Consider the following 25,916-nt stretch of genomic DNA (forward strand, 5'->3'; position numbering starts at 1 on the left):
TTCTAACTTCTTAATAGAAGAACTTAAAATTAGAATAAAAGATTATAAACAAAAAATAGAAACTATATATTTGGGAGGAGGCACTCCTTCTGTATTGGGTGCTGATTTATTAAAGTATTTATTAGATAATATATTAGATATTGTTTATAAACATAATGAAAATAAATATTTAATAAAAGAAATAACAATAGAATCTAATATAAATAACATAAATAATAAATACATTAATTTGCTTGAAAGTATAGAAAATATAAGGCTTTCACTAGGTATACAGACATTTAATGAAAAAAGTTTATCTATTATAAATAGACATACAAATAAAAAAGATATTATAAAATCACTTAAATTAATAAATAAATCTTCTTTAGAGAATATTTCTCTCGATTTTATATGCGGTCTTCCTTTAAACTCAAAAACACAGATAAGAGATGATATATTATTTTCATTTGACCTTCTTCCAAAAATAAAGCATGCCTCTCTTTACTATTTGGAACTCACAGAATCACTTAAAAATAAATGGGAAAAATTACTTCCAAGTGAAGAAGAATCAATCATTTATTATAAGCTAGCTTCTGATACATTATATAGTTTGGGATTAAAACGATACGAAGTGTCAAATTTTGCTTTTTCTAGTTATAGTTCTATTCATAACAGCAATTACTGGCTTATGAAAGATTATATAGGAATAGGAGTATCTGCTTCAGGCTGTTATAATAATATAAGATATACGAATGTGAAAATGATTAATGATTATTTTAACTCTATATCTAAAAATCAGCTTGCAGAAAAAGAAAGAGAATATTTAGATAAAGATACTAGAAAAAAAGAGTTTATATTCCTTTCACTGAGAACAGTAAAAGGAATAGACATAAACAAATATAATTGCATTTTCAATGAAGATTTTTATTTGAAACATAAAAAAACGATAAACAGCTATAGAGAATATTTTAATATATCCCCCAAATACTTATCTATAAAAAATTCTTATTTTAATTATGCTGATGAGATTAGTATATTACTGCTGTGATTTTATTAAAGATTCCTGAAAGTTTTTGTCGTTTATAAGATATTTATCAACTATTACTGCTAAAGCACTGTCTTCTTTTTTCAATTCTTTTGCTCCCCTTGTTATCGAACAAAGGCTTGCATTAAGATGTTTTGCTATTTCATACTGAGGCATTTTTTTCCTTAATAAAGTGACTATCCTGAGCCTTTGCTGTATCATATCCTGCTCGTCCTTAGTAAAAAGTTCCCCTAAAAGCTTCTTAATAAACTCTTCATCTGTTTCTGTTGCTAGAATATGTGCTAAAAGTTCCATAATTTATTCTCCTTTAATTATTACTATTTAGAATACTACTAAGTATAGAATAAATATTAATTTTTTCAAGTGAATTTTGTATTATTACAGATAATAAAATATATTTTATTATTTTATAATGTATATTACAAGTATGTATAAATTACTGTTTATAAATAAAGGCATATTTATGAAAAAGACTAATAAAAAAAATAATAATAGCAAAAAAAATAACTAAAAAAATAATCCACAAAAGAAAATGGTATTAATAATATTTTTATCATTATATTTATAATATTTATTACAGTAATAACTACTATATATATATACCATGAATAAAAAAAACAATAAAAATATAATAAAAAATATAAACGAAATAGATTCTTCAGGTCTTACAATAGTAATGAAAGCACTCCTTAATGAAAATAATAATATAAATATTAATGATATAAAAAGACTTGTAAGAGAAAATAGAAAAAATATAGACTATAAAATAAGGGATAGTGAAAGCAAAACACTTTTAATGTATGCTGTATTTAACGGAAATACAGAAATAATAAAAGACATATCAAACTATGGAAACCTATTAGACGAAACTGATAACAATGGAAGAACCGCTTTGCATTGGGCTGTTTATTATAATAAGTATGATGCTGTTGTTACATTAATAGAACTTGGTGCTAAAGATTACATAAAAGATAATTATTCTCTCACGCCGATAGACATAGCACAATATGAAGGATATGGAGATATATACAAATACTTATCTTCATTATAGTAAATAATACTTTCTGCAAAAGTACTTGATAAAATTAGCTATAAAATATTTCATTTCTCTAATTATAATATTATGTATATATTGTGTAAGTAACAATTAAAAAAAACAAAAAATTAATACAGGTAAAAGTTTAATATTTATGGAGTTATAAGAAATAAAAATTATTTTTTATTTACAAAATACTACATAGTTATATAATATGCCTATTAAAATATAAAATTTTTTGGAGAAAATATTGAAAAAAATAATATTAGTTTTTATATTAATTTTATCATTATCATCATGTGCGGCTAAAGTTCATTTGGTAGAAGACTCTTTTTACGGTAAGAAATTCTATCAAACAGATTATGTATCTATAACTTTTTGGTCAGCAACTATAAAATTCAGATTAAAAAATATAAGTGGTACGAGTAATATAATATTGGAAGCTCAGTATATTACAGACGGTTCTTTTAATATTACAGAAAAAAGCAAGATAGTTATAAAATTTTCTGACGGTACATTTTTAGATCTATACTATACATCTTTAATTCCAAAAACGGATACTGAAGTAATATATGGTACTTCTATATATTTTATGGATACGGCCTATGTGGATAGAACATACAGCATACAGGCAGAAAATAAAATAACAGATATGAAAACAATAACAGATATACGCGTAGAAACTGCTGACGGATTTAAAAATTTCAAAGTAAAAGAAAGTGCAGCAAATAATATTATAAAATTATATAATGAAATGAAAGAACTTTTATCAAAATAAAATATATACTGGAACAATTTTATTTTGTCAATTGATACACATTATAGAGAATAATAAACTTTTTTGTGCAACAAAAAAGTTAATAATTCTATATAAAGAGCATCGGTTGACAAACTTAAAATTTATTTTTTGACAAATTATAATTGTTTAGGTATATATACTTTTTTTGATATATATGTTGTACATATAGACAGAATAAAATTGTTTAATTTTCGTTTTTAAGACTTTTTATATTTTTATTTATATACTTAAAACTTATTTATAGAGTATAAAAATTACTATTTGTAGTTATTAATATAAAATGATATAATATTTTTAAATCACTTTACAATTTACATCTATTTAGTATAATCTTATTACTACAATAAGAAATATTTTATATTTAAGGATATTGTTATGTTAGCTGAAGAATTACAGGAATTAAGAAAAGAAATTGATAGAATTGATAAACAAATAGTAAATTTGATAGATGAGAGAATGAAAGTAAGTTTGAAAGTAGGGGAAACAAAAAAAAATATAATGCCCCTATATTTGATCCAAAAAGAGAAAAGGAAGTTATATCAAAAAAAATAGAACTTCTTGAAAATAAAGATTTATCATCATTAATAATAACCATATATAATGATATAATGTACACATCAAAACAGCTTCAGAAACATTTAATTGATGAGAGTAGTAATAATAAAAAAGAAAATGGCAATAATAAAGAAAAAATAAAATATGATAAGGTGGTAGTTTATCAAGGAAGAGAAGGTGGAAACGGACATGAGGCTGCTTTAAAATTTTTTGGTGAAAATGCATGTCTCATAAAAAAAGCATATTTTAATGATGTGCTTGAAAGTATAAGAAATGGAGATAGTTATTATGGAGTTTTACCTTTGGAAAATTCTTCTACTGGTATGGTTAATGAGGTTTTGGATATACTTGCTGATTATAACTGCAAAATTGTAGGGGAAATATATTTACCTATAGAATACGGACTTATGGCTAAAAAGGGAAGCAGCATAAAAGATATTAAAAAAGTTATATCTCATCATCAGGCTTTGAAGCAGTGTTCTAATTTTATAAAAGAAAATGGTTTTGAAGAGATAACAGCATCAAATACTGCTGAGGCTGCTTTTATAGTCTCTAAAGGAGATGATAAAACTATTGCATCTATTTCAAATAAAAATGCTTGTAAGATTTATGATTTAGAAATGATTGAAGAAAATATTGAAAATATAAAAGGAAATACTACACGCTTTATAATAGTAGCTAATTATGATAATGCTTTAAATAGCGGAAACAAAATGACTATGAGGTTTTTGCTTCCTCATGAAAACGGAAGTTTGGCTAATTCTCTTGATAAATTAAAAAGTTTTAATTTAACTTCTATAGTAAGCCGTCCGCATAGTGACAGAAAATGGCAGTATTATTTTTATATTGATATGACTGGAGACTTTGATAAATATAGAGAAGAGTTTGAAGATTTTAAAAGAAGTGTGGAGAATTTGATAATATTGGGGCAGTATGATGAATAATAATATAGATAATAAAATAATATTTATAATAGGTCTTCCGGGCTCTGGAAAAAGTGCTTTATCAAAACTTCTAGCAGAAAAATTAAATTATACTCTTTATGATATGGACTCACTTATAGAGAAAAAAGAAAATAAAACAATAACTAATATTTTTTCTGAAAATGGAGAAGAATATTTTAGAAAAGTAGAGAGTAAAATTTTAGAGGAGCTTGCAGGCATGAATAATGTTGTAATATCCACTGGTGGAGGGATAGTACTTGCAGAAAAAAATAGAAATATTATGAAAGAAAAAGGACTTACTATTTTTATAGACAGAAATCCAGAAATTATACTTCAAAATATAGATCCAAGAGAGCGTCCTTTGCTTGCGAAAGATAAAAATAAATTATTAGAGCTTTCAAAACAGAGGGATAGTTTATACAGAGAGAGTGCTGATGTAATATTTACACATAACACTTGGGAAGATGATATTAATAGAACCTTTGAACAATTAGAATATGATTTAAAAAGTTTTATTAATTAATATAGTATGGGTGTTATAATTTTGTATTTTTATAAATTTGATGTTTAAAATATATACCATAATTTTTATTTATAGTAATTTTTTTAATATTATTTTTTGTTTTTAATATTTGTATACATAGAGTCGTACCAACTTATATTTATCTTATGACACTGTATGACTGTTACCAAAAAAATACCGTTGGTATGGTATGAAATAACCAAGGATCTGTCCATTTATTGCAAAAACTGTATTTTAGATATTACGATACATTTAATAGAATAACTAACATATAAAGCTGTAGTAATTGTATTTTCGAAAAGAGTATCCTAAAGATAAAAACTTTAACTAAGTCGCTGCAAAAAAGTTGATAATACATTTATAAAAATATAGAAATTAACAAAATAAAATTGTTTCAGTATATGATTAAACAAATATAGTTTATCAAAATTAATTTTTTAACTTTTAAATATTTGAACTTTTCCATGTACACTGTTTATTTTGTTGTGACAAATAAGCAGGCACAGACCTCTGTCTAGAAATGCTATATTTCACACTAATTTATAAATTATCCTACATATAAAATTAGTACTATTTAGTATTATTTTTACACTTGCACTTTCTAGAAGTGTATCTGAGCTTGTCTAGGATATAATGTTATTTAACTAAGTTCGCCTATTGTGTGAGGTGGGCTTAACCAAAAGTTAAATAAAAAAAATTACAAACTTAAAAATTTTAGTTTATGGTATAATTAAAATATGGATTTTCATTTAACATACAAAGAAATAAAATTATTGAAATCTTTTCATAAAAGAGTTTAAATATAGAAGAATATCTGACAGGGTAAAGTGTGTTGTTGCTTTGACTCAGGGTTTTAGTTTTGATGATATAGCAAATTTCTATTAATTGATGAAAGAACTGCTAAAAGATATTTTATATATACAGAAAAGAAGGTATAGAAAAATATAGAATTGTTAAAAGAAGAGTTAAGAAATAATTGTTATAGTTATGCCAAAAATATTAAAAAATATATCGAAAAAACTTTTAAAATAAAATATACAGTAGCTGGTTTATTTATCTTATTACACCGTATCAGTTTTCTCTATAAGAAGACTAAAGTGTATATGCCCGTTGTGATATAGCTTTACAAAAAGAATTTCTCGAAAAATATAAAAAACTTCGTAAAAATCTCAAAGAAAATAAAGAAAAATAATGAAGAAATATTCTTTATGGATGACGTTCATGCCACATGTAACATAATGACTGCCTATGCTTGGATTGAAAAGGAAAAGATAAAACTGTCAAACACAATACGTAAAAAGAAAGAATTAATATTAATGGAGTTTACAGTCAGATTTGCCAAGATATAGTGGTGAGTAGTCCTTAGAAGTTATATTCTGTTAAATATAGTTAATCTTATTAAACGCATAGAATAGGTATATTAATTGTATTTTATGATATTTAACTCCTGTATAAAATATATGTAATTTACCGTATTTTTCTATTGCACTTCCAGAAAAAACATCCGTTTTTATCATATTCATTATCATACTTTAGGGCTATATCTTCATACTTCCAATTTAGCATATCTTTACTAGCATGACCCCAATGAATAGTACCAAAGCAAGGAGCAAAAGGATTATACTGATAATATAGATTAAATATACCATTATAATAGCATAGCCTGTTAACCCATTTTTATTCTGGTGTGAAATTGTATTTTGGTCTTAGATTTGAATTAAAATTTTTCTTATCAAAAGTTTTATATTATAAGTTAATATACTGATTCCAGTTATTATAAATACTATAAAAATACCTAATTTTTTATTAATTAATTTCATATTTCATCCTATTTTTGTATTTTTATATTTTATTAATAATTTTTTAATAGAAAATTAATGCTTAATATTATATTAAAAAACATTTATATAATTATTAAAAATAATTATTTTTTATTTTGATAGGTTATATTTGAACTGAATGTAATATAAATAATAAAACTTCTAGAGAATCTTCTGTATTATTATTCTATATAATACAAAAGTAAATGTCGAGAAAAAGTATTTGATATTTAATAACAAGAATTATATTGAGTTTTATAAGTTTGTATAAAAAATAAAGGAGGCAGAATAATTATGCCCCCTTTTTATATTATGTATTAATTAAAATCTTAATCCCACTTCAGCACCTAAATCAAAAGAAGAGAATTTAGTATTGAATGAAGGGTTTGTAGTTTCTGCCAAAGGTATATCATAAGAGGCATATACACCAAGAACTATATTGAGAGGCAATATAAAATCGACAGAAGCCTTAACATAAGGTATGTATGGATTTTTAAAATTTTCTTTTATCTTTTTTAAATCATATCCTTGAGAAGTATATCCTCCGTCGCTTTCTCTAAAATAGCTGTTTCCTCCTAAAGGTATTTTTACTCCAGCACCTACTCCTATAGATACAAACCAAACATCTATTCTTGGCAATATACCTATCATTAAGCTGTCAAAAACAAGACCTCCTCTTGATTTTTCATCTATTGCTGATTTAAATGCAAATACATCTCTGTTATATCCTAAATCTAATCCTAAACCAAATGACAAATATTCAAAACCAAAATAATAAGCAGGCTGAACATGAACCCCAAATTCAAAACCAACATCAGATTTTAAACTTGATGAATCATTACCGCTAAAACTACTAAAACTTGCTCCAAGAGGAACAAGCAACCCTAAACTAAATCCTGTTTTTGCCATTAATCCACTGCTTATACTCATAATTAATATACTTGTTATTATTATTAATTTTTTCATTTTATTATCCTTTTTTGATTATTATCTATATAATAAACTACAGCTATAGAAAAAAATAAACTATATATAGTTTGCTTTTGTTTATTGATTCTATGTGCTGTAATGTAGCTTGTATTGCAAATTGTAAGAGAAATCTAACTTTTTTGCAAGTTCTTTTTTATATTTTTAAACTTTCGACCAAATTGTTATAATATACTAAAAATTCTTAAGTTTCTCAATTTTTTTATTGTTCTTTTTCACGCCGCAAAAGTTGCTGCCAAAGGCACGCTTTGCGAAAGTGCAAGTCCAAAAAACAATACTAAATAGTACTAATTATGTTTTATATGTAGAATAAATTATTAAATTTATCCTTAAATATAGTCTTTTTGCTTCTTTGTGCCACACCTGCCTACGGCACAGACAGCGTCACAAAAGAAATGGTGGGATAAAGCCCTGTAATATTTTAAAAAATTAATTTTTTGGCAAACTATAATTGTTTAGGTATATACAAAAAATATATAATTGAATTACTGCATTTTTATAAGTGTATAGATATTGTTATAAATAGCTTTGAAATAAGTTTAATATATTTTTATTTATGAGATGATTTTTTTAAATTATTAGTTAAATAAAAAAGGACATTCTCTATTAAAGAAAATATCCTAATAATTATTATAAATTAATTTTTTGTTTAATTATTTAGAAGTAGCAATAACATCTGTCCAAGTAGCATTGTTAGGAGTTATATCAAGCCAAAATGTTATCTTTTGAGCTGTTGTCTGAGCAGTATCATTAAGACCGCCATTTATAAAGCTATTTACATCAAATTCACCACTTGTTGGGGTCATTACAATTTCATATGAAACAACATCAGTTGTTGATGTAGGGAATGAATCTTGAGTTACTGTATATTTTATTTTTGAATTAGCTATGCCATTTAAAGCAGTCTGCATTTTTGTTGCAGCATCTTCAGATGAAGCAGTAGCATTATTTGCACCTGTTACTTGAATGTTTATGGTATTTTCGCTACCAGTAGCTGCATAAGTAATAGCAGGTATTGGCATTTGACCTGTTGTAGCTATATCCAAACCTTCTAATGAATTTGATATTTCATCTCTAAAATCATCAAAAGTTACTTTAGTTGTTGCTGTGCTGTCTGTTGTATTATTTTTACAGCTTACAGCTAATACTAAAACTAATAAAATGGATAAAAGAATTTTTTTATTCATAATTTCTCCTTTGGGTTATTATTTTACAATATTCTATGTCATACTAATAATATTGTCAAGTTTATATTTGCATAGATAACAACTACATATTTTTTAATGAATTTTTATTTGTATACTAAATACCCAGTTACAAAAATGATAAATCTATTTAAAATTATTAAAAAATAATTATTGTTAAAATAGCTTTGCTTTTATTGTTTAAAGTTATAAAAATATCTTATTACATTATTTGTTTTTTATAAAAAATTTAAACTTTCGACTAAATTTTTAAAACATACAAAGTTATATATTATATATAATCAATATTAATTTTTAAAATATAAGCAGAAAACTAAAAATAGTAAATAAATTTATATTTACTATTTGTCATATTGTTTTTTAGATTTTTTGTATTATACTGTTTAAATGAATTAATTTATTTAAAGGATTTATTATGAAAGGTAAAATTTATATATTATTATTATTATTATTTGTTATAAGCTGCAGTAACCCATCTACAGATCCAAATAACAATAATACTAATAATCCTACAACAGGAGATAAATATGTTGCTTCAGGTATACCATCTAGCTACGATGGAACTGCTTGGAAACTTTATAGTGCAGATGGTAATACTTATGATGTTACAATTAAAGATGGCGGAATATCAGGTTTGAAATATGATAATAATTCTGCTGCTGTTTCATTTGACAAATCTCAGATATACAAATCTGCTACCTATAAAAATATATTATTAGTTTATGCTGATTCTTATAAGGGATATATAGAGATATATGATGCATCAGATGCTGCATACTTATATATAACAGATGGAACTAAAGTGATAAACGGCTTTATTGATAATAGAACTATTCAGGAAAGAGGAGTTTCTAGTCAATGTGAGGGTACTTGGGAATATGTAGAAAAAGCAGTAATATCTGATGCATCTAGAACACATAAGCTAGTAATTGATAAAACATTAATATCATACTCTCTTATTTATGATACGCAAGGTGAAAATGTAAATGCAAGACTAAGTATACCTGTTTCTTGGTTTAAAGTTGATGGACAGGAGCATCAGCTATATATACAGATTTTGTAGTTTATTCAGATGGACTTGTAATTGACAGTGAAGGAAAATTAACATTTAATTATACTCCTATTCAATACTACTATTATCCTATGGTAGAAAATGGAAAAGTTGTAGGCGAGACTTCTTCATATATTGATGTAAATACATTAAATCAATATACTTATACAAAATCTGGTCAATAAGTTTGTGAAAAAATAATAGACTTGTTTCAAAAGTACTTGACAAACAATTTTTACGAGTTTGTTATTTTATGCTAAATTAAATAATATTAATCATGGTTTAATTAAATGTTTTACATGATGCAGTTCTTTTGGCTCTTTTATACCAATAAAAGAACTGGGGGTTTGGGGCAAAGCCCCAACTATAATTAAAAAAATATTAAATTAAAAAAGTATAAATATTAAGAAATTGAGTTTTGAAACAAGTCTATATAGTAAAAAATAAAAATAGGGGATTTCTAATAAAATCCCCTATTTTATTAATATAAATGTTTAGTTTTAGTCAATCAAAAAAATAATTATTATATTTATTAAATTTATTAATTCTAATATTCAATAATAAAGCAGGATTTAAACTTTCGACTAAATTGTTAAAACATACAAAAGTTGTAAAATAAGATTGCAATAAATAATAAATAGTATATGTTTTATAAAGGCATTAAAATCTAATAATTAGACAAAAAATCTAATAAGGACTAAAAAAATATGCAAGAAAAAATCAATGAACTTAGAAAAAGAAAAGAGAAAATAGAAAAGGCTGGCGGAGAAGACAAAATAGAGGAACGCCATAAAAAAGGAAAATTAACTGCAAGAGAACGTATTTTACAGTTATTAGATGAAAATACTTTCTGTGAGATTGATGCTTTTATAGAGCATAGATGCAGTGATTTTGGTATGGAAAAAAACAAAGTAGCTGGGGAAGGAGTAGTTACAGGATACGGTAAAATTAATGGAAGACAAGTATGTATATATGCTCAGGACTTTACTGTAATAGGCGGTTCATTAGGACAAATGCATGCTGCCAAAATTTGTAAAGTACAGGATATGGCAATAAAGCTGGGATGTCCTTGCATAGGTATTAATGATTCTGGCGGAGCTAGAATACAGGAAGGTATTGACTCATTAAGAGGATACGGCGATATTTTCTACAGAAACGTTCAGGCTTCTGGGGTTATACCGCAGATATGTGTTATAATGGGACCTTGTGCGGGAGGAGCTGTTTATTCGCCTGCTTTGATGGACTTTATATTTATGACTGATAAAAGTTCAAACATGTTTATTACTGGTCCTCAGGTAGTAAAAGCTGTAACTGGAGAACAGGTTACTTCTGAAGAGCTTGGTGGAGCTTATGTTCACAGTAAAACCTCTGGTGTTGCTTCTTTGATGTTTCCAGATGAGGTTTCTACTTTGGAGGGAGTAAAAACACTACTTTCTTATATACCTCAAAATAACTTGGAAGATGTGCCTTTAGAAAATACAGGTGATGACCCTAATAGAAACGATGAAGAATTGTCTAATATACTTCCAGACAGTCCTAATAAACCATATGATATAAAAGAAGTTATAAAAAGAGTGGTTGATAATGGAGAGTTCTTTGAGCTTCAGCCTTTATTTGCTACTAATATAGTGATATGTTTTGCACGTCTTGATGGAAAGTCAGTTGGTATAATAGCTAATCAGCCTAATTCTATGGCAGGCGTACTCGATATTAATGCAGCAGATAAAGCAGCGAGATTTATACGTTTCTGCGATAGTTTTAATATTCCTTTGATTACATTAGTTGATACTGCGGGATATTTACCGGGCGTAGGTCAGGAGCATAATGGAGTTATAAGACATGGTGCTAAACTTTTATATGCTTATTCAGAGGCTACTGCTCCTAAAATTACTCTTATCATAAGAAAATCATACGGCGGAGCTTATATTGCTATGTGTTCTAAACATTTGGGTGCTGATATGGTTTATGCTTGGCCTTCTGCTGAGATTGCTGTTATGGGGCCAGACGGAGCTGCTAATATAATATTTAAAAAAGAAATAGATAAAGCTGATGACCCTAAAAAAGTAAGAGCTGAAAAAATAGAAGAGTATAAAAAAGAGTTTGCTAATCCTTATAGAGCTGCGGTAAGAGGTTATGTTGATGATGTAATTGAGCCTGAATACACTAGAAGCTATCTTATTAATGCTTTGCATCTTTTAAAAAGCAAAAGAGAAACAAGACTTCCTAGAAAACATGGTAATATACCTCTATAAAATTTAATTTTAAATTAAAAAGGAGAATTAAATGGAACATAATGCCGCTATTACAATATTTGGTATACTATCTGTTTTTATAGTCGCTTTAGTTTTTTATATATTATCCCTAGTTTTGGGTATTATATTCAAAAGCAGAAATATTAAAAAAGAAGAGGAAATAAGCAAGGTTGTAGAAGAGAGTAAAACTAAAGAAGAAGACTTACTTGATGATACCGAGCTTGTCGCTGTTATTACTGCAGCAATTTCATCTTATACAGGTATGTCTAATAATAAATTTATAATTACTTCTATAGAGGAATCTAAAACTCCTATATGGGGTATGGCTGACAGAGTAAATATAAAATAATTATTTTTTATCTGTAAACTACAATTTTTAATAAAGTTTTAAATAAGTAAATTAACTTTTATCATAAAATAAATATTAATAAATATTTTGGAGAAGATATCATTATGACTAAACAATATAAAATCACTGTTAATGGAAAAACTTATGATGTATCAGTAGAAGAAGTAAAACAAGAGAAAGTAAGAGTTTCTGCCCCTCTTGTTCAGCAAGCACAAACCCAAGCACCTAAACCAGCAGCTCCAAAACCTGCTGTTCAGGCTGCTTCTCCTTCTGCTACTATAGATGAAAATGCTGTATCAGTAAAAGCAACTATGCCGGGTACTATAGTATCATTCAGTGTTGCTGTTGGAGATAAAGTTACTGAAGGTCAGGTTGTGGCTATATTAGAGGCTATGAAAATGGAAAATGAACTTACTGCTCCTGCTTCTGGAGAGGTAAAATCTATACATGTTGAAAAAGGTTCATCTGTAGTTGAAGGTCAAGTTATATTGCAGATTAAGTAATATTGAAGGGGTAGATATGAATAATGCTTTAGGTTTGGATTTTAACAATTTACTTACTGGTTTTTATCCGCCGACTGTAGCCCAAATTATAATGATACTTTTAGGAGCTTATCTTATATATATGTCAATATATTATAAGAGAAAACCTTTGCTTCTTCTTCCTATGGGGGTTGCAATACTCGCTTCTAACATGCCTCTTCCTAAACTTACAGAAGATGTTGTAAGCGGATTTTTAGGGCTTCTTCATCAGGGAGCTGACAGCGGTATTTATCCAGTATTGGTATTTTTTGCGGTAGGTACTATGATAGATTTAGGTCTTGTACTTGCTGACCCTAAAAATTTTTTTATTGGAGCTAGTTCTCAGATAGGTATACTTGTAGTATTTTATATTATGAGTTCTTTGAATATATCAGAAGGTTTATCGGCTGCGACTGCTATTATTGGTGCTGCTGACGGAGCTTTAGCTATGTATATGTCTTCGCTTATTACAGAGCCTAAATATTTTGCTGCTATTGTTATGGCTGCTTATCTTTATATGGAGCTTCTTCCAGTACTTCAGTCTGGGCTTACAAAAGTTTTAACTACTTCAAAAGAAAGAAAAATTCCTATGAATTATTTAAGACAGGTTTCAAGAGGTGAGAAAATTATATTTGCTGTTATTGCTATGGGGCTTTGCGGTATATTTTTAGCTAATTCTTTTCCTCTTATAGCTGCTCTTTTATTTGGAAGCATTTTAAGAGAATCTGACATTATTAAAAATTTTTCTGTTACTTTACAGAAATCTTTAACTGGTATACTTACTATGCTTATAGGAATGGCAATAGGATCTTCTGCAACAGCTGATTATTTTATGACATTAGATACTGTTTTAATATTTGTATTTGGAATAGTGTCATTAGTATTAAGTACAGCGATCGGTATACTTGCAGCAAAACTTATTAATGTATTATCAGGCGGAAAAGTTAATCCTATAATAGGTTCTGCAGGTTTGAGTGCTTTTCCAGTTCCTGCTTGGGGAGCACATGTTTACGGTCAGGAGAATAGCTCTTCCAACTGTCTGCTTCTTCATGCTATGGCTGTTAATATATCTGGTATTATATCAGGTGCTGTTGTTATGGGTATACTTCTTACATTTTTTCATTGATATATAATAATATTTTTGAATAAATTAATTGTTTTTTGCTCTGCTGTTTTTTACAAAAATAGCAGAGTTTTTTATTTATTAGACTTGTTTCAAAACTATTTTTATTCAACTTTTTCCAGCCGCACACCATACTTAAACAGTACTTACTTCGGTCGCAGGAGGACTTTGTCAAAAGAACCTTATATCCTCGACAAGCTCGGATACGCTTCGCAAAAGTGAAGTATTGAAATTATTATTAAATCGCACTAATTATGTTTTATATAAGAATAAATTGTTAAATTTAGTATAATATATATAGCCTTTCACAACTGCGGGCTGTGCCTGCTTCTCACCTGCCTACGGCACGACTGTGTGCTTCGCAGGGCTAGTCCCAAAATAGTTTTTAAATAAGTCTAATTAGATTTATTAGTTTTAACACACGCAGAATAAAATTAACAATATAGATTTATTTGTAATTAAAATTTTATCATATTGTTAATTTTGTTTACCGTGCGTTAAATAATTTTTCAATCTAATCAACACTTGGGAATATACTGAAATTTATAATTATGAGTTTTAAAGTGATAAACGAGCAGCTGATAACTGACGAAGGAAGTTCTCAGCTATTTCTTAGCTAGTTTATCACTAGCAACAATAATAAATTAAATGTATTTGCTTGCTTCTTTTATACTTAGATTAGCCATGTTTTCTTTATGCCTTTCTATAAAGTCTCTTACCCAGTTGGGATTGGTTTTGCTGTAATCTCTTAATGCCCATCCTATTGCTTTGTTTATAAAAAACTCTTTATTGTTTAAATTGTTTATTATAATTTTCTCTAATAATTCTGTATTTGTTTTTTCTTTTCTTGAAAGCTGATGATCTATAGATATTCTTCTAAGCCAAATATTATCAGATAAAGACCATTCTAAAAGTATACTATTAACTGTTTCATCTCTTAAAACAATATCACCTATAATTCTGTCCAAAAAATCTATAGTATCCCACCATGATTTTGTGAGTGCATATTCTTTCAATTTTTCTATATGTTTTTTATTTAAATATTTCTTTTTTAATATAATATAATCTATTGCGGCATACTGAAATTCTCTATATTTATTTTTATAACATTTGTCTGTAAAGTTAAAATCGATATATTCTTTTTCATCTTTTGGAATTGTTTTAAATATTTGCTTTTCTGCCAATTTTCTCTCTTTTGAATGAATACCCAAAAACTCAAAATTATTTTTCATATATTTAGACATTGAAGCAGCTTCTTTATCATTTTTTTAGAATATCAAATTCTTTTGAGAGATTATCATATAAATTATTCATTTAATAAAACCTTAAAATTACTTATTAAAAATATATTTATAAACATGCTCTGATAAAGGTATTCCTTCTTTTAAATAATTCCTTGAACAAGCCTCTTTTCTCTCCCCAGGTATTGATATAGTTTCACCTTCTTTTAAGGCTGGCTCTTTTTTTATATCATCAATGAATGACTGAACAGTATTTAAATAAGTATCTAAATCATTATAAATAGCAGGGTCAATAACAAGTATAAAAGTAGAAAGGTTTCTTTTTTTATCCATATCTCCATACATCTTTACTAAATTATTGCAGTAAGCCTGACCTATTAATAACCCTGTAAAAGCTTCAACCATAGTCATTATCAAATATCCCTTAACTCCTCCGAAAGGCACAACATACTTTATTTCATTAGGGTCGGAACTAGGATTACCATTTTTATCAACTCCCCAATGCATAGGTACTGTTTCATTATTCTCTCTTGCTGTAAATATGCGTCCTAGTGATACCTCGCTTGTAGCCATATCACCTAATATAAAATCTTTTTTGGCAGGAAATCCGTAGCTTATTGGATTAGTTCCAAAGAATGACCTTTTTCCTCCGAAAGGTATAACACAAGGATCAGTATTAACCATTATAAGAGAGACCTTGTTTTGATCTATTGCCATTTTATTATAGTATCCTAAAGCTCCTGCATGGCTATTATTTTTTATTCCTATTAAAGCTATTCCTTGTTTTTCAACAGTTTCTAAAGCCCATTCCATAGCATACTGACTTGCCACATGCCCGAATCCTCCGTCAGCATCCATCAATGCAAAGGATGGTCTTTTTGTCTCTATATTAAATTCAGATTGTAAATTTATTCCGCCTTGTTTTATTCTATTTATATAATGTTCTACTCTTAATACCCCATGAGAATGTATGCCTCTAATATCAGCATAAATAAGTACATCTGTTACAATGCCTGCCTGCTCGTTTGATACTCCTGCTGATTTAAACTTATTAAATACAGCATCCATCAATTTTTCTGCTTTGACTTTTATCATAATTGCAAAACCTTTATTATATTTTTTAACAAATATAATAAAGTTTACATAATTATAATATAATGTCAATAACTATTATTTCGTTTTTTATAATAGATTATTAATTTTTTGTATATACTGAAAATTTTTAAGTTTATCAAAATTTTAGTTTATAGTATAATTAAAATATGTGTTTTCATTTAACGGACGAAGAAATAAAATTATTGAAATATTTTCATAAAAAAGTTAAAGATAGAAGAATAGCTGACAGAGTAAAGTGTGTTATTGCTTTGGTTCAGGATTTTGGTTTTGATGATATAACAAATATTCTATTAATTAATGAGAGAACTGCTAGAAGATATCTTGATATATACAGAAAAGAAGGTATAGAAAAATATAGAATTGTTAAAATAAGAGTTAAGAAATAATTGTTATAGTTATGCTAAAAAAATTAAAAAATATATCTAAAAAATTTTTAAAATAAAATATGCAGTAGCTGGTTTATTTATCTTATTACACCGTATCAGTTTTCTTTATAAAAAGACTAAAGTAATACATGCCCGTTGTTATATAGCTTTACAAAAAGAATTTCTCGAAAAATATCAAAAACTTCATGAAAATATCAAAGAAAATAAAGAAAAATAATGAAGAAATATTCTTTATGGATGACGTTCATGCTACATATAACACAATGACTGCCTATGCTTGGATTGAAAAGTAAAAGATAAAGCTGTCAAATCCAATACAGAAATAGAAAGAATTGATATTAAATGGGATTACAGTCCGATTAGTAAATAATAGCAGTGAGCAGTTCTCAGAAGTTAGATGCTGTTAGTATAGTTAATTTTATTAACTTCCTAGAAATAAAATATAAAGAAAAATCTATTTAATTTGTTATAATGCTCGTTATTATAAAAGTAAATTGCTTATAAAATATTTACTATACTGAAAAGTAGAAATTCTTTATCTGCCTTCATATTCTCAAAACTTAAATTTAATAGAACGGCTTTAGAGATTAATGAAGAAGAAAATTTTATACAACCGATACCGTAAAGGCTATCAAAGTTTCTCTACTCGGATTTTAAACTTTTTAGGAATAAAAGTAGTAAATGGAAACTAGAACTATCAATAGCATTGTCAGAAAATTTTCATCTGTTTGAAAATTGATAAATCATAGTTGTTTAGGTATATACAAAATTGGATATGGTTAATTTTTATTGATAAATAAAAAGGTCTATGATGGTTTTATCAGAGACCTTTTATTAAAGTTAAAAATCAGCAAAAATATATAATAAAATGTTACTTATTTTTTATTAAAGGATATCCCATTTTTTCTCTTGATTCTATATAGGCAGCAGAAACCTTTTTCATAAGCTCTCTTACCCTTGCAATGTATCCAGCACGCTCAGTAACACTTATAGCATTCCTAGCATCAAGCATATTAAATACATGTGAACTTTTCATAACCATATCATAAGCAGGAAGTACGCAGCCTTGAGCTAAACATCTATCACATTCTTCTTCATATTCTTTAAAATGCCTGAAATACATATCTGTATCAGCTACTTCAAAGTTATATTTAGAAAACTCTCTTTCACTCTGCAAGTGTACATCACCATATTTTATTCCATGTCCCCATTCTAAATCATATACATTATCAACATTTTGAAGATACATACATATTCTTTCAAGTCCGTAAGTTATTTCTCCAGCTATAGGCTTTAAATTTACACCTCCAACAGCTTGGAAATATGTAAACTGAGTAATTTCCATACCGTCAAGCCAAACTTCCCATCCAAGTCCCCAAGCTCCAAGGGTAGGCGACTCCCAGTCATCATGAACAAAACGTATATCATGATCTTTAAAACTTATTCCTAATGCCTCCAAACTCTGTATATATAAATCCTGAATGTTTTCAGGAGATGGTTTCATTATAACTTGATATTGATAATAATGCTGAAGTCTGTTTGGGTTTTCACCATATCTTCCATCTGTTGGTCTTCTTGAAGGTTCTACATATGCCACATTAAAAGGTTCAGGTCCTAACACTCTTAATGCAGTTGCTGGGTTGAAAGTACCTGCACCTACTTCTAAGTCATAACCTTGCTGTATTATACAATTATTCTCGCTCCAGAATTTGTTTAAATTCATAATTAAATCTGTGAAAGTCATAATAAATCTCTCCCATTTTTTATCTATTAAATAATAATAGAAGTAATTATATAACAGTATTAATTAAAATGCTATAACTTTATTAAAATATTTTATATATACCTAAACAAATATAATTTGTCAGAAAATAAATTTTTAAATTTTAGTATTTGTGTGGACTAGTCCTACGAAACACACAGTCGTACCACGCTCTGGGTGCAGACGAAGTCCACCTGTGGTGTCGGCAGCGAAAGACCACATTTTATGATAAATTTAGCAATTTATACCACATATAAAATATAATTAGTACGACTTAATAATAATTTCAATACTTGCACTTTAGCCGCAGGCATACAGCGTATGGTTCTTTTGGGAAGCCAGCAGAGCTAAGGCTGGAAAAATAATAAAAAAGTGCAAATGGAAAATAATACTAAATTGTACTAATTATGTTTTACATTTGAAATAAATTATTGAATTTAGTATAAAATATAGAATTTTGAGATTATAGACTGTACCTGCTTCTTGTCTGCCGAAGACACACAGAGTAAGGCGTACTTCGTGTGACACACGGACAAGCATCATAAAAGAACTGTGGTCTGTGTACCAGTAAAGTCAAAGACCTCAAATATCCAAATCTTAAAAATTAATTTTAGCAAATCATATTTGTTTAAGTATAATTTAATTAATTTCTAATATCGGATAATAAAAAATGAATTTATTGACAAATTCTAATGATAAACATGACTTTTTAAAAACAGCATTGAAGTATAGTATAAAAGAAATGATGATATATTTATAGCAACTGCATTTTTTAATGATACAGAAATAATAAATAATGCCATATAAAAAATTGTAATATAAAAACTTATTGTAAGATTATTATTAGAAACCTCCATATAAAGATTAAAAGAATTATATAATAAAAAAATGTTCATATTAGATTTTTTACATCCGAAAGTTTTCATCCAAAACTGTATATATATTCGGCAATTCTGTAGCATTTATAGGTTCATCAAATTTAACTAAAAGCGGTATATTATCTAATAAAGAAATAAATGTTTAAATAGATTCTAATAATATAATTTTTGATGATTTAATAAATTGTTTTTATGATTATTGGGAAGTGCTGAAGTAGTAAATGATAATATAATAGAAAAATATTCAAAAATAGAAGAAGAATGTTATAATGTGGATATACAAATAAAAAAACTTTAGACAAAAATTAAAAGAAGAAATAGGCGATTTTAAATTTGATAATATTATAACTATTAATAATACTAAAAAAACAAAAAACTATCATATATTTCAGATTTTAAAAGAAAATATCAAATATTTTTGGACTGTTATAAAAGATTAAGCAAAATGTATAAATCATCTCTTATAAAACTTAAAATTAATAGAAAGTACAATAATTTACCATTAAAAATAGAAATAGATCAGTTTTTAAACTGGATAAAAGAAATAAAAATAATAGAAGAAAAAACTTATACAAAAATTAATGATGATAATATAGAACTAAAGTTACAATATCTTATTAAAGAAGATTATTATAATTATAACATTGAATATAAATATATTACAAATTATAACAGATGTAGAGATACTTTAAAAGAAAATAATATAAATACAGTATCTTATGATAAATTATATAAAGCTTTATTATTTATTAATGCTTTTAACGATAGAAGACGCTTTTTTTCAAATAATTCTATGAAAGAAGAATTTTTGAATACAAATAATGGTTTAGAAAATATAAAAAGAATAATTTATTATATAATGATAAACCGTATGAAATAAAAATGGCTAACTGCATATATAATAAAGATTTAAAATTAAAAGTTTTTGCTCAAAGCTGTGTCAAAGAGTTATTTGGAGTTATGAGTAACGATGAAAATATTCCTTTATGTAATGATAGAATATTTAAATCTATGGAATATCTAGGATTTGGTAATTTGAAATAATTTTTTATGACAAATAAATAAGGCTTGCTAATATAGCATTAACAAGCCCTGAATGTTTAAAACTTTTTATATTTTATTTTTATTAAGGTCAATTATTTAGCATTAGCAAACAAGTCTTTTATATCTGTTTTCTCCCAAGTGAACTCTGGAAGCTCTCTACCGAAGTGCCCATAAGCAGTAGTTTTTTCGTAAATAGGTCTTCTTAAATCTAATTTTTTGATTATACCAGCTGGGGTTAAATCAAGTTCTTTAGAAACTATATTAGCCAATACTTCATCATGTACTTTTGCTGTACCGAAAGTATTAACATATACAGATAAAGGCTCTGGAACTCCTATAGCATAAGCAAATTGTACTAATGCTCTGTCAGCTATACCAGAAGCTACTATATTTTTAGCTACATATCTAGCCATATAGCATGCACTTCTATCTACTTTTGTAGGGTCTTTACCAGAGAAAGCACCGCCGCCATGTGCACCATGTCCACCGTAGCTGTCTACAATAATTTTTCTACCTGTTAATCCGCAATCTCCCATAGGACCGCCTACTACAAATAAACCTGTTGGGTTGATGTAGTATTTGGTGTTTTCATCTAGCATATTAGCTGGACATATTTCATTTATAACATGTTTTTTTATGTCTGCTTCTATTTGTTTATGCTCAACACCTGCTGCATGCTGAGTAGAAATAACAACAGCTTCTATTCTTGCAGCTTTACCGTCTTTATATTCAACAGTAACCTGACTTTTACCATCTGGTCTTAAATAGTCAACTATTTTTTCTTTTCTAACTTTAGCCAAACGTTCAGCCAATCTATGAGCTAAATGTATAGTTAAAGGCATAAATGTTTCAGTTTCATTTATAGCATAACCGAACATTATACCTTGGTCACCTGCACCTTCAGAAACATTTGATGATTCAGAATTAAACAATCCTTTACCAGCACTAACACCCATATCTATATCTGGAGACTGCTCAGCAATAGCCTCCATTACAGCACAAGTATCAGCGTCAAAACCCATTTCGCTGCTTGTGTATCCTATTCGCCTTACGGTATCTCTAGCGATTTTTTGATAATCCAATCTAGCTTTTGTAGTGATTTCTCCAGCGATTAAAATCATTCCAGTTTTTGCCAAAGTTTCACAAGCTACTCTAGAATTAGGATCTTGTTTTAAACATTCGTCTAAGACTGCATCGCTTACAGCATCGCAGATCTTATCAGGATGGCCTTCTGTTACCGATTCAGAAGAGAAATAATAATTTTTTATCTCTGCCATAGTTTTACCTCTTTTTTAAAATAATCAATCTATTGTATATTGCTTAATATAAAAGTCAAGGAAATATTTGATAATTATTACAATTTAGTATAAATAACTATTAATTTATCTAAAAATTATTATTGTATATAGTATTAATTAATATTATAATACATATCAAACTATGGTATTATCAAAAATCTAGTAGTAGAGAGTATAACACTAATGCACAAGAAAATAAGAGCTAATACAATAAACGGTTTATAAAGCTCATCATACTGAATAAGATCATCGTCAAGTATAGGCTTTTTTTCTATTCTATCTATTGTATTATAAACATTATCCAGAGCAGAAGCATTTTGTGCATTAAAATATTTACCGCCTGTAGTTGAAGCTATATCAATTAAAGCCTCTTCATTAAGACTAAAATCCGCCCTTATTCTTCTTTTTCCATAATTAGGATCATCATAAGTTACCCAAGCATGACTTCCATTAGCATCGCCTATACCTATTGTATATATTTTTATATTAAAGTTTGAAGCTATTTCTGAAGCTAACTTTGGATCTATTTCTCCTGAATTATTTTCTCCGTCTGTAAGTAGTATAATAATCTTTTCATTATCACCTTTTACACTTCTAAGCATATCAACAGCAGTAGCTATTCCAAGTCCTATTGAAGTAGAACCTTCTTCATCTATTTTAATATTTTTAATCTCTTCTTCAAGCAAAGTATAATCAAATGTAGAAGGCGAAAGAACAGAAGCACGCAATGCAAAAGCTACTAAACTAATTTTATCAAAGTTTCTTTTTTTTATAAAATCTATCATAGTTTTTTTAGAAGCTTCAAGTCTTGTAGGCATCATATCCTCAGCCATCATAGAAGGCGAAACATCTACAACAAGTGAAATATAAATACCATCACCGTTAATATCTGATAAATGAGCTACTTTAGCAGGACGTGCAAGACCTATAATAGAAAAAAGAAGGGCTAAAATAATAAGAGCAAATGGTATATCTTTAACATAGTATCTTGATTTTAATACTTTTGACATACTTACCCTTGGGTGTTTAACTGAATATGAATGATTCTTCCTAGTTTGTATATATAAAAATATTATAATTGGTAATATAAAAAGTAAGAATAAAAATTTAGGCGATACAAAAGTCATTTAAACATTTTCCTAATCATAATTTTATTATTTTGAAAACTATTATACTAAAATACAAATAAAAGTAAAGTTAACAATTTTTTATTTATATACAATGTGTAAATAAAACTTTATAATTATACATATGTAAAAAATTATAATATTAATAAAAGTTAGACTATCTTTTATAGACAGACTTCATTTTTTAGTAACATTAATTAATCACCATTTTCTATTAATAACTTCATTATAATTTGGTATAGAATCTATAGCACCTTTTCTAGTAACAGTAATATTTGATACCTTCACCGCAAAAATGATAGCCTCTTCCATAGTTTTATCATCAGCAAGCATTCTTACAACTCCTCCCAAAAAACTATCTCCTGCCGCAGTGGTATCAGCAGCATGAACATTATATGCATCAAAATGCTTTCTTTTTTCTTTAGTTATTAAATCGCATCCTTCAGCCCCTAAAGTTAATATAATATTTTTAACTCCACATTCAAGTATATAATCTACACCTCCTATAATACCTATTTCAGTTTCATTCGGTATTAATATATCAATACAGCTTAAAAACTCTTTATCAAGTTTAACTGCAGGAGATGGATTTAAAACAACTGTTTTACCTAGCTTTTTAGCCATGCATGCTGCATATTTTGCTATATCTAAAGGTATCTCAAGCTGCATAACTATTATATCATACATAGATATAAGTTCTTCTTTAATATCATCTTTCATTATTAAAGCATTAGCTCCCTGTACTACAATTATATTATTTGCTCCGCTTTTGGTAACCGTGATCAAAGCTATTCCAGTAGAAACGTTATCTTTAACTATCAAATTATCTATATTAACATTATTTGAAGATAAAGCATCTGATAAATCCTTTCCAAAATTGTCATTTCCAACTACACCAAGTATGCTTACATTTCCGCCTAATTTTCCTATAGCACATGCCTGATTAGCACCTTTTCCTCCATTATTTGTAGTAAAACTATTACCAAGTATAGTTTCTCCCGCTTCAGGAAAACGCTCTGTATTAACAACCAAATCTTTATTTATACTTCCTATCACCAAAATACTTTTACTCACATTTTACCCCTTAATTTTATATAAAATTCATATAATAATTATTATACAATGTTATTTAAAAACTTAAAAATTATAAAATATAACAATCATTTTGTAATTGATTTATTATTTTATAATTTTTATATAAATTCTTATAATATAATTTACTCATAATTAACAAATACTTTATATAAAAAAAATTATAAAAGTTCTATTATAGTCAATATATATTTTTATTAAAAACATATATTGACTATTTATATATTAAATTTAGAATTATATATTATCAGTAATTTTTTTAAATGGTTTATTTATATGATTAAAAAAATATTTTTCATTTCTGTAACAGTAATACAAGTTTTATTTGTAATATCAGCATTGGCATTACAATTCTTATCAAAAAAGAAAATGGGCATTATGAGACATTTTGTATATTATAACAAAAAACTTGAAACTATTCACAACATGCCTTTCTTAATAAATACGGTATCTTTTATAGTATTAATCATAATTATACTTGCCGCAATTGTATTTTTTTATTTTTTAAAATCAAAAATACAGAACAATAAATATATGATGTTTTTAAATATTTCTCTGTTTGTTTTGGGAATACTTTTTATCATTTTTTTAAGAATATTTTCAGGAGAAAGTTTATTAGCATATTATTATATGACTTTAATATTCTTTATAGTTTATATAGTGGAGCTTATAAAAACTTCTTTGTATTATTTATTTATAAAAAAATCAAAAAAAATATTAAAAAATAAAAAAGCGGGCATATAAAAATAATGTCCGCTTTAATTAGAATCTATGCTTAAAAATAAATTAATTATTAGTATTTTCTCTAGGGTCTCCTAATTGAACAGGAAGTTCTGGATTCATCTGCCATACATACCAGCCGCCGTCAAATAAAGTTACATTAGTCCATCCTTCCTGATAAGCTATTAAAAATGGTATAGCAGCTCTCCAGCCAGTACCGCAGTAGAATGATATCTCATTATCTTTAGTTACGCCCCATTCATTCCATATTTTTTGAGCTTCATCTATACTTATAATTTTACCATTATCATCAACATAATCAAATTCATCTCTTCCCCAAACAGCTCCTTTAGGCTCACCCACTCTTTCTATATAGCTGTATCCGCTCACCTTTCCAGTAAACTCGTCCCAGCTTCTTATACTTACAAGTTTGAAATTAGGGTCTTTCTGTTTTTCTATTATCTGTTCTGGAAGTGATATAATATATTCTGGGTTAGCTGGAACTGCAACTCCTACGTCATCTATAGGTTTAGCTATTTCAGTGCTGCTTGAAGTAGCATAACCCATATCAGTCCATGCTTTTAAATTGCCGTCTAATACATGCACTTCATCAACACCAGCCCAAAGAAGAGTAGTAGCAACTCTTGCTGCAGGAGAAGGCTCTCCATATACTATAACAGCAGTATCTTTTGATATACCAAAATCTTTCATCACCTGTTCTATTTCTTTAGGCGTTCTTACATTCCAATACTCAGGCTCTTCTATCAAATCAGTATTAATATGCAAAGCACCTGGTATATGAGCTTTTTTATAGTCAGCACTTGCATCTCCCCAAGAAGCCTCTAAAATAACATAATTAGATGACTGAGGCTGATTTCCGTCTATAACGCTTTTTAGCCAATCAGCATTTACATATACTCTTGTCTTTTCAACAGGGGCAGCATTTACTGATGACTGATTAGTATTGGAATTAGTTTCCGTTTTAGAACATGAAGCTAATAGAGACAGTATTAGAATTAAAAAAATAAAAACTTTTTCATACTTTTTTCTCCCGAAATAAATT

24 protein-coding genes and 1 pseudogene are annotated in these 25,916 nt (G+C 27.3%); 14 read left to right on the forward strand and 11 right to left on the reverse strand.

From position 1 onward, the window contains the following. The first annotated feature begins 13 nt into the window (after nt 1-13). Nucleotides 14-1,027, forward strand: a complete 1,014-nt coding sequence (locus tag KQ44_RS08590; RefSeq protein ID WP_240516668.1) for a radical SAM protein — start codon at nt 14-16, stop codon at nt 1,025-1,027. On the opposite strand, the gene KQ44_RS08595 is transcribed toward KQ44_RS08590, so the two are convergent. Further along, a complete protein-coding gene (locus KQ44_RS08595) occupies nt 1,016-1,318 on the reverse strand; it encodes a Trp family transcriptional regulator (RefSeq protein ID WP_013113458.1) in 303 nt (100 codons plus the stop codon). The two genes, KQ44_RS08590 and KQ44_RS08595, sit on opposite strands and share 12 nt — an antisense overlap. 310 nt (nt 1,319-1,628) lie before the next feature. On the opposite strand from KQ44_RS08595, the gene KQ44_RS08600 reads away from it, so the two are divergent. The 4 genes and pseudogenes from KQ44_RS08600 (at nt 1,629) to KQ44_RS08615 (ending at nt 4,881) form a co-directional block, all read left to right on the forward strand. Continuing rightward, a complete protein-coding gene (locus tag KQ44_RS08600; protein WP_168171262.1) occupies nt 1,629-2,075 on the forward strand; it encodes an ankyrin repeat domain-containing protein in 447 nt (148 codons plus the stop codon). Nucleotides 2,076-2,310: 235 nt separating this feature from the next. Then, a complete protein-coding gene (locus KQ44_RS08605) occupies nt 2,311-2,838 on the forward strand; it encodes a hypothetical protein (RefSeq protein WP_240516560.1) in 528 nt (175 codons plus the stop codon). 396 nt (nt 2,839-3,234) lie between these two features. Continuing rightward, nucleotides 3,235-4,358 (forward strand): annotated as a pseudogene (locus tag KQ44_RS08610) (chorismate mutase). Further along, nucleotides 4,351-4,881, forward strand: a complete 531-nt coding sequence (locus KQ44_RS08615; RefSeq protein ID WP_096737062.1) for a shikimate kinase — start codon at nt 4,351-4,353, stop codon at nt 4,879-4,881. Before KQ44_RS08610 ends, KQ44_RS08615 begins: the two are co-directional and overlap by 8 nt. A 1,467-nt stretch (nt 4,882-6,348) precedes the next feature. Here the strand turns inward: KQ44_RS08615 and KQ44_RS15025 are convergent. The 3 genes from KQ44_RS15025 to KQ44_RS08630 all read right to left on the reverse strand — a co-directional run bounded on the left by KQ44_RS15025 (nt 6,349) and on the right by KQ44_RS08630 (nt 8,875). Further along, the gene (locus KQ44_RS15025) at nt 6,349-6,525 is read right to left on the reverse strand and encodes a hypothetical protein (protein ID WP_240516670.1); all 177 of its coding nucleotides are present in this window, start codon (nt 6,523-6,525) and stop codon (nt 6,349-6,351) included. 497 nt (nt 6,526-7,022) lie between these two features. Continuing rightward, the gene (locus tag KQ44_RS08625; RefSeq protein WP_096737063.1) at nt 7,023-7,667 is read right to left on the reverse strand and encodes a hypothetical protein; all 645 of its coding nucleotides are present in this window, start codon (nt 7,665-7,667) and stop codon (nt 7,023-7,025) included. Nucleotides 7,668-8,341: 674 nt separating this feature from the next. After that, a complete protein-coding gene (locus KQ44_RS08630; protein ID WP_096737064.1) occupies nt 8,342-8,875 on the reverse strand; it encodes a hypothetical protein in 534 nt (177 codons plus the stop codon). Between the two features lie 433 nt (nt 8,876-9,308). Between KQ44_RS08630 and KQ44_RS08635 the strand changes: the two genes are divergently transcribed. The 5 genes from KQ44_RS08635 (at nt 9,309) to KQ44_RS08655 (ending at nt 14,192) form a co-directional block, all read left to right on the forward strand. After that, nucleotides 9,309-9,956 carry a hypothetical protein gene (locus KQ44_RS08635; RefSeq protein WP_096737065.1) on the forward strand — a complete coding sequence of 216 codons (648 nt, stop codon included), beginning with the start codon at nt 9,309-9,311 and terminating at the stop codon, nt 9,954-9,956. A 695-nt stretch (nt 9,957-10,651) separates the two neighbouring features. Continuing rightward, nucleotides 10,652-12,196, forward strand: a complete 1,545-nt coding sequence (locus KQ44_RS08640; protein WP_096737066.1) for an acyl-CoA carboxylase subunit beta — start codon at nt 10,652-10,654, stop codon at nt 12,194-12,196. A 31-nt stretch (nt 12,197-12,227) separates the two neighbouring features. Continuing rightward, complete coding sequence (locus tag KQ44_RS08645) at nt 12,228-12,545, forward strand: OadG family protein (RefSeq protein WP_096737067.1); 318 nt, start codon at nt 12,228-12,230, stop codon at nt 12,543-12,545. Nucleotides 12,546-12,649: 104 nt separating this feature from the next. Further along, nucleotides 12,650-13,048: a biotin/lipoyl-containing protein gene (locus KQ44_RS08650; protein WP_096737068.1), complete on the forward strand. Its 399-nt coding sequence runs from the start codon at nt 12,650-12,652 to the stop codon at nt 13,046-13,048. Between the two features lie 16 nt (nt 13,049-13,064). Beyond that, nucleotides 13,065-14,192, forward strand: coding sequence for a sodium ion-translocating decarboxylase subunit beta (locus KQ44_RS08655; protein WP_096737069.1), 1,128 nt, complete (start codon nt 13,065-13,067; stop codon nt 14,190-14,192). Between the two features lie 641 nt (nt 14,193-14,833). Here KQ44_RS08655 and KQ44_RS08660 read toward each other — a convergent pair. Together KQ44_RS08660 and KQ44_RS08665 are read right to left on the reverse strand one after the other, a co-directional pair. Beyond that, nucleotides 14,834-15,433 carry a DNA alkylation repair protein gene (locus tag KQ44_RS08660; protein WP_143277854.1) on the reverse strand — a complete coding sequence of 200 codons (600 nt, stop codon included), beginning with the start codon at nt 15,431-15,433 and terminating at the stop codon, nt 14,834-14,836. 87 nt (nt 15,434-15,520) lie between these two features. Next, the gene (locus KQ44_RS08665; protein ID WP_096737070.1) at nt 15,521-16,525 is read right to left on the reverse strand and encodes an Ldh family oxidoreductase; all 1,005 of its coding nucleotides are present in this window, start codon (nt 16,523-16,525) and stop codon (nt 15,521-15,523) included. Between the two features lie 167 nt (nt 16,526-16,692). Between KQ44_RS08665 and KQ44_RS08670 the strand changes: the two genes are divergently transcribed. Continuing rightward, nucleotides 16,693-16,932 (forward strand): hypothetical protein, encoded by a 240-nt coding sequence (locus KQ44_RS08670; RefSeq protein ID WP_096737071.1) that lies wholly within the window; start codon nt 16,693-16,695, stop codon nt 16,930-16,932. An 871-nt stretch (nt 16,933-17,803) separates the two neighbouring features. On the opposite strand, the gene KQ44_RS08675 is transcribed toward KQ44_RS08670, so the two are convergent. Then, the gene (locus tag KQ44_RS08675; RefSeq protein ID WP_096737072.1) at nt 17,804-18,676 is read right to left on the reverse strand and encodes a glycine--tRNA ligase subunit alpha; all 873 of its coding nucleotides are present in this window, start codon (nt 18,674-18,676) and stop codon (nt 17,804-17,806) included. A 1,341-nt stretch (nt 18,677-20,017) separates the two neighbouring features. Here KQ44_RS08675 and KQ44_RS15030 point away from each other — a divergent pair. Both KQ44_RS15030 and KQ44_RS15035 read left to right on the forward strand, forming a co-directional pair. Continuing rightward, nucleotides 20,018-20,452, forward strand: coding sequence for a hypothetical protein (locus KQ44_RS15030; protein WP_240516561.1), 435 nt, complete (start codon nt 20,018-20,020; stop codon nt 20,450-20,452). Nucleotides 20,453-20,454: 2 nt separating this feature from the next. Beyond that, on the forward strand, nt 20,455-20,616 hold the full coding sequence (locus KQ44_RS15035; protein ID WP_240516562.1) for a hypothetical protein: 162 nt from the start codon (nt 20,455-20,457) through the stop codon (nt 20,614-20,616). 92 nt (nt 20,617-20,708) lie between these two features. Here KQ44_RS15035 and metK read toward each other — a convergent pair whose 3' ends face one another. The 3 genes from metK to KQ44_RS08695 all read right to left on the reverse strand — a co-directional run bounded on the left by metK (nt 20,709) and on the right by KQ44_RS08695 (nt 24,115). Beyond that, a complete protein-coding gene (gene metK, locus KQ44_RS08685) occupies nt 20,709-21,893 on the reverse strand; it encodes a methionine adenosyltransferase (RefSeq protein ID WP_096737073.1) in 1,185 nt (394 codons plus the stop codon). 161 nt (nt 21,894-22,054) lie between these two features. Continuing rightward, entirely contained in the window at nt 22,055-23,041 is a 987-nt protein-coding gene (locus tag KQ44_RS08690; protein WP_096737074.1) for a VWA domain-containing protein, read from the reverse strand. Nucleotides 23,042-23,242: 201 nt separating this feature from the next. Continuing rightward, the gene (locus tag KQ44_RS08695) at nt 23,243-24,115 is read right to left on the reverse strand and encodes a ribokinase (RefSeq protein WP_096737075.1); all 873 of its coding nucleotides are present in this window, start codon (nt 24,113-24,115) and stop codon (nt 23,243-23,245) included. A gap of 294 nt (nt 24,116-24,409) precedes the next feature. Between KQ44_RS08695 and KQ44_RS08700 the strand changes: the two genes are divergently transcribed. Further along, the gene (locus tag KQ44_RS08700; RefSeq protein ID WP_096737076.1) at nt 24,410-24,877 is read left to right on the forward strand and encodes a hypothetical protein; all 468 of its coding nucleotides are present in this window, start codon (nt 24,410-24,412) and stop codon (nt 24,875-24,877) included. 42 nt (nt 24,878-24,919) lie between these two features. On the opposite strand, the gene KQ44_RS08705 is transcribed toward KQ44_RS08700, so the two are convergent. Further along, nucleotides 24,920-25,915: a rhodanese-like domain-containing protein gene (locus KQ44_RS08705; protein WP_346426135.1), complete on the reverse strand. Its 996-nt coding sequence runs from the start codon at nt 25,913-25,915 to the stop codon at nt 24,920-24,922. Nucleotide 25,916: the final 1 nt, after the last annotated feature.

This window comes from Brachyspira sp. G79, from assembly GCF_002379365.1.
Taxonomy (GTDB): Bacteria; Spirochaetota; Brachyspiria; order Brachyspirales; family Brachyspiraceae; genus Brachyspira.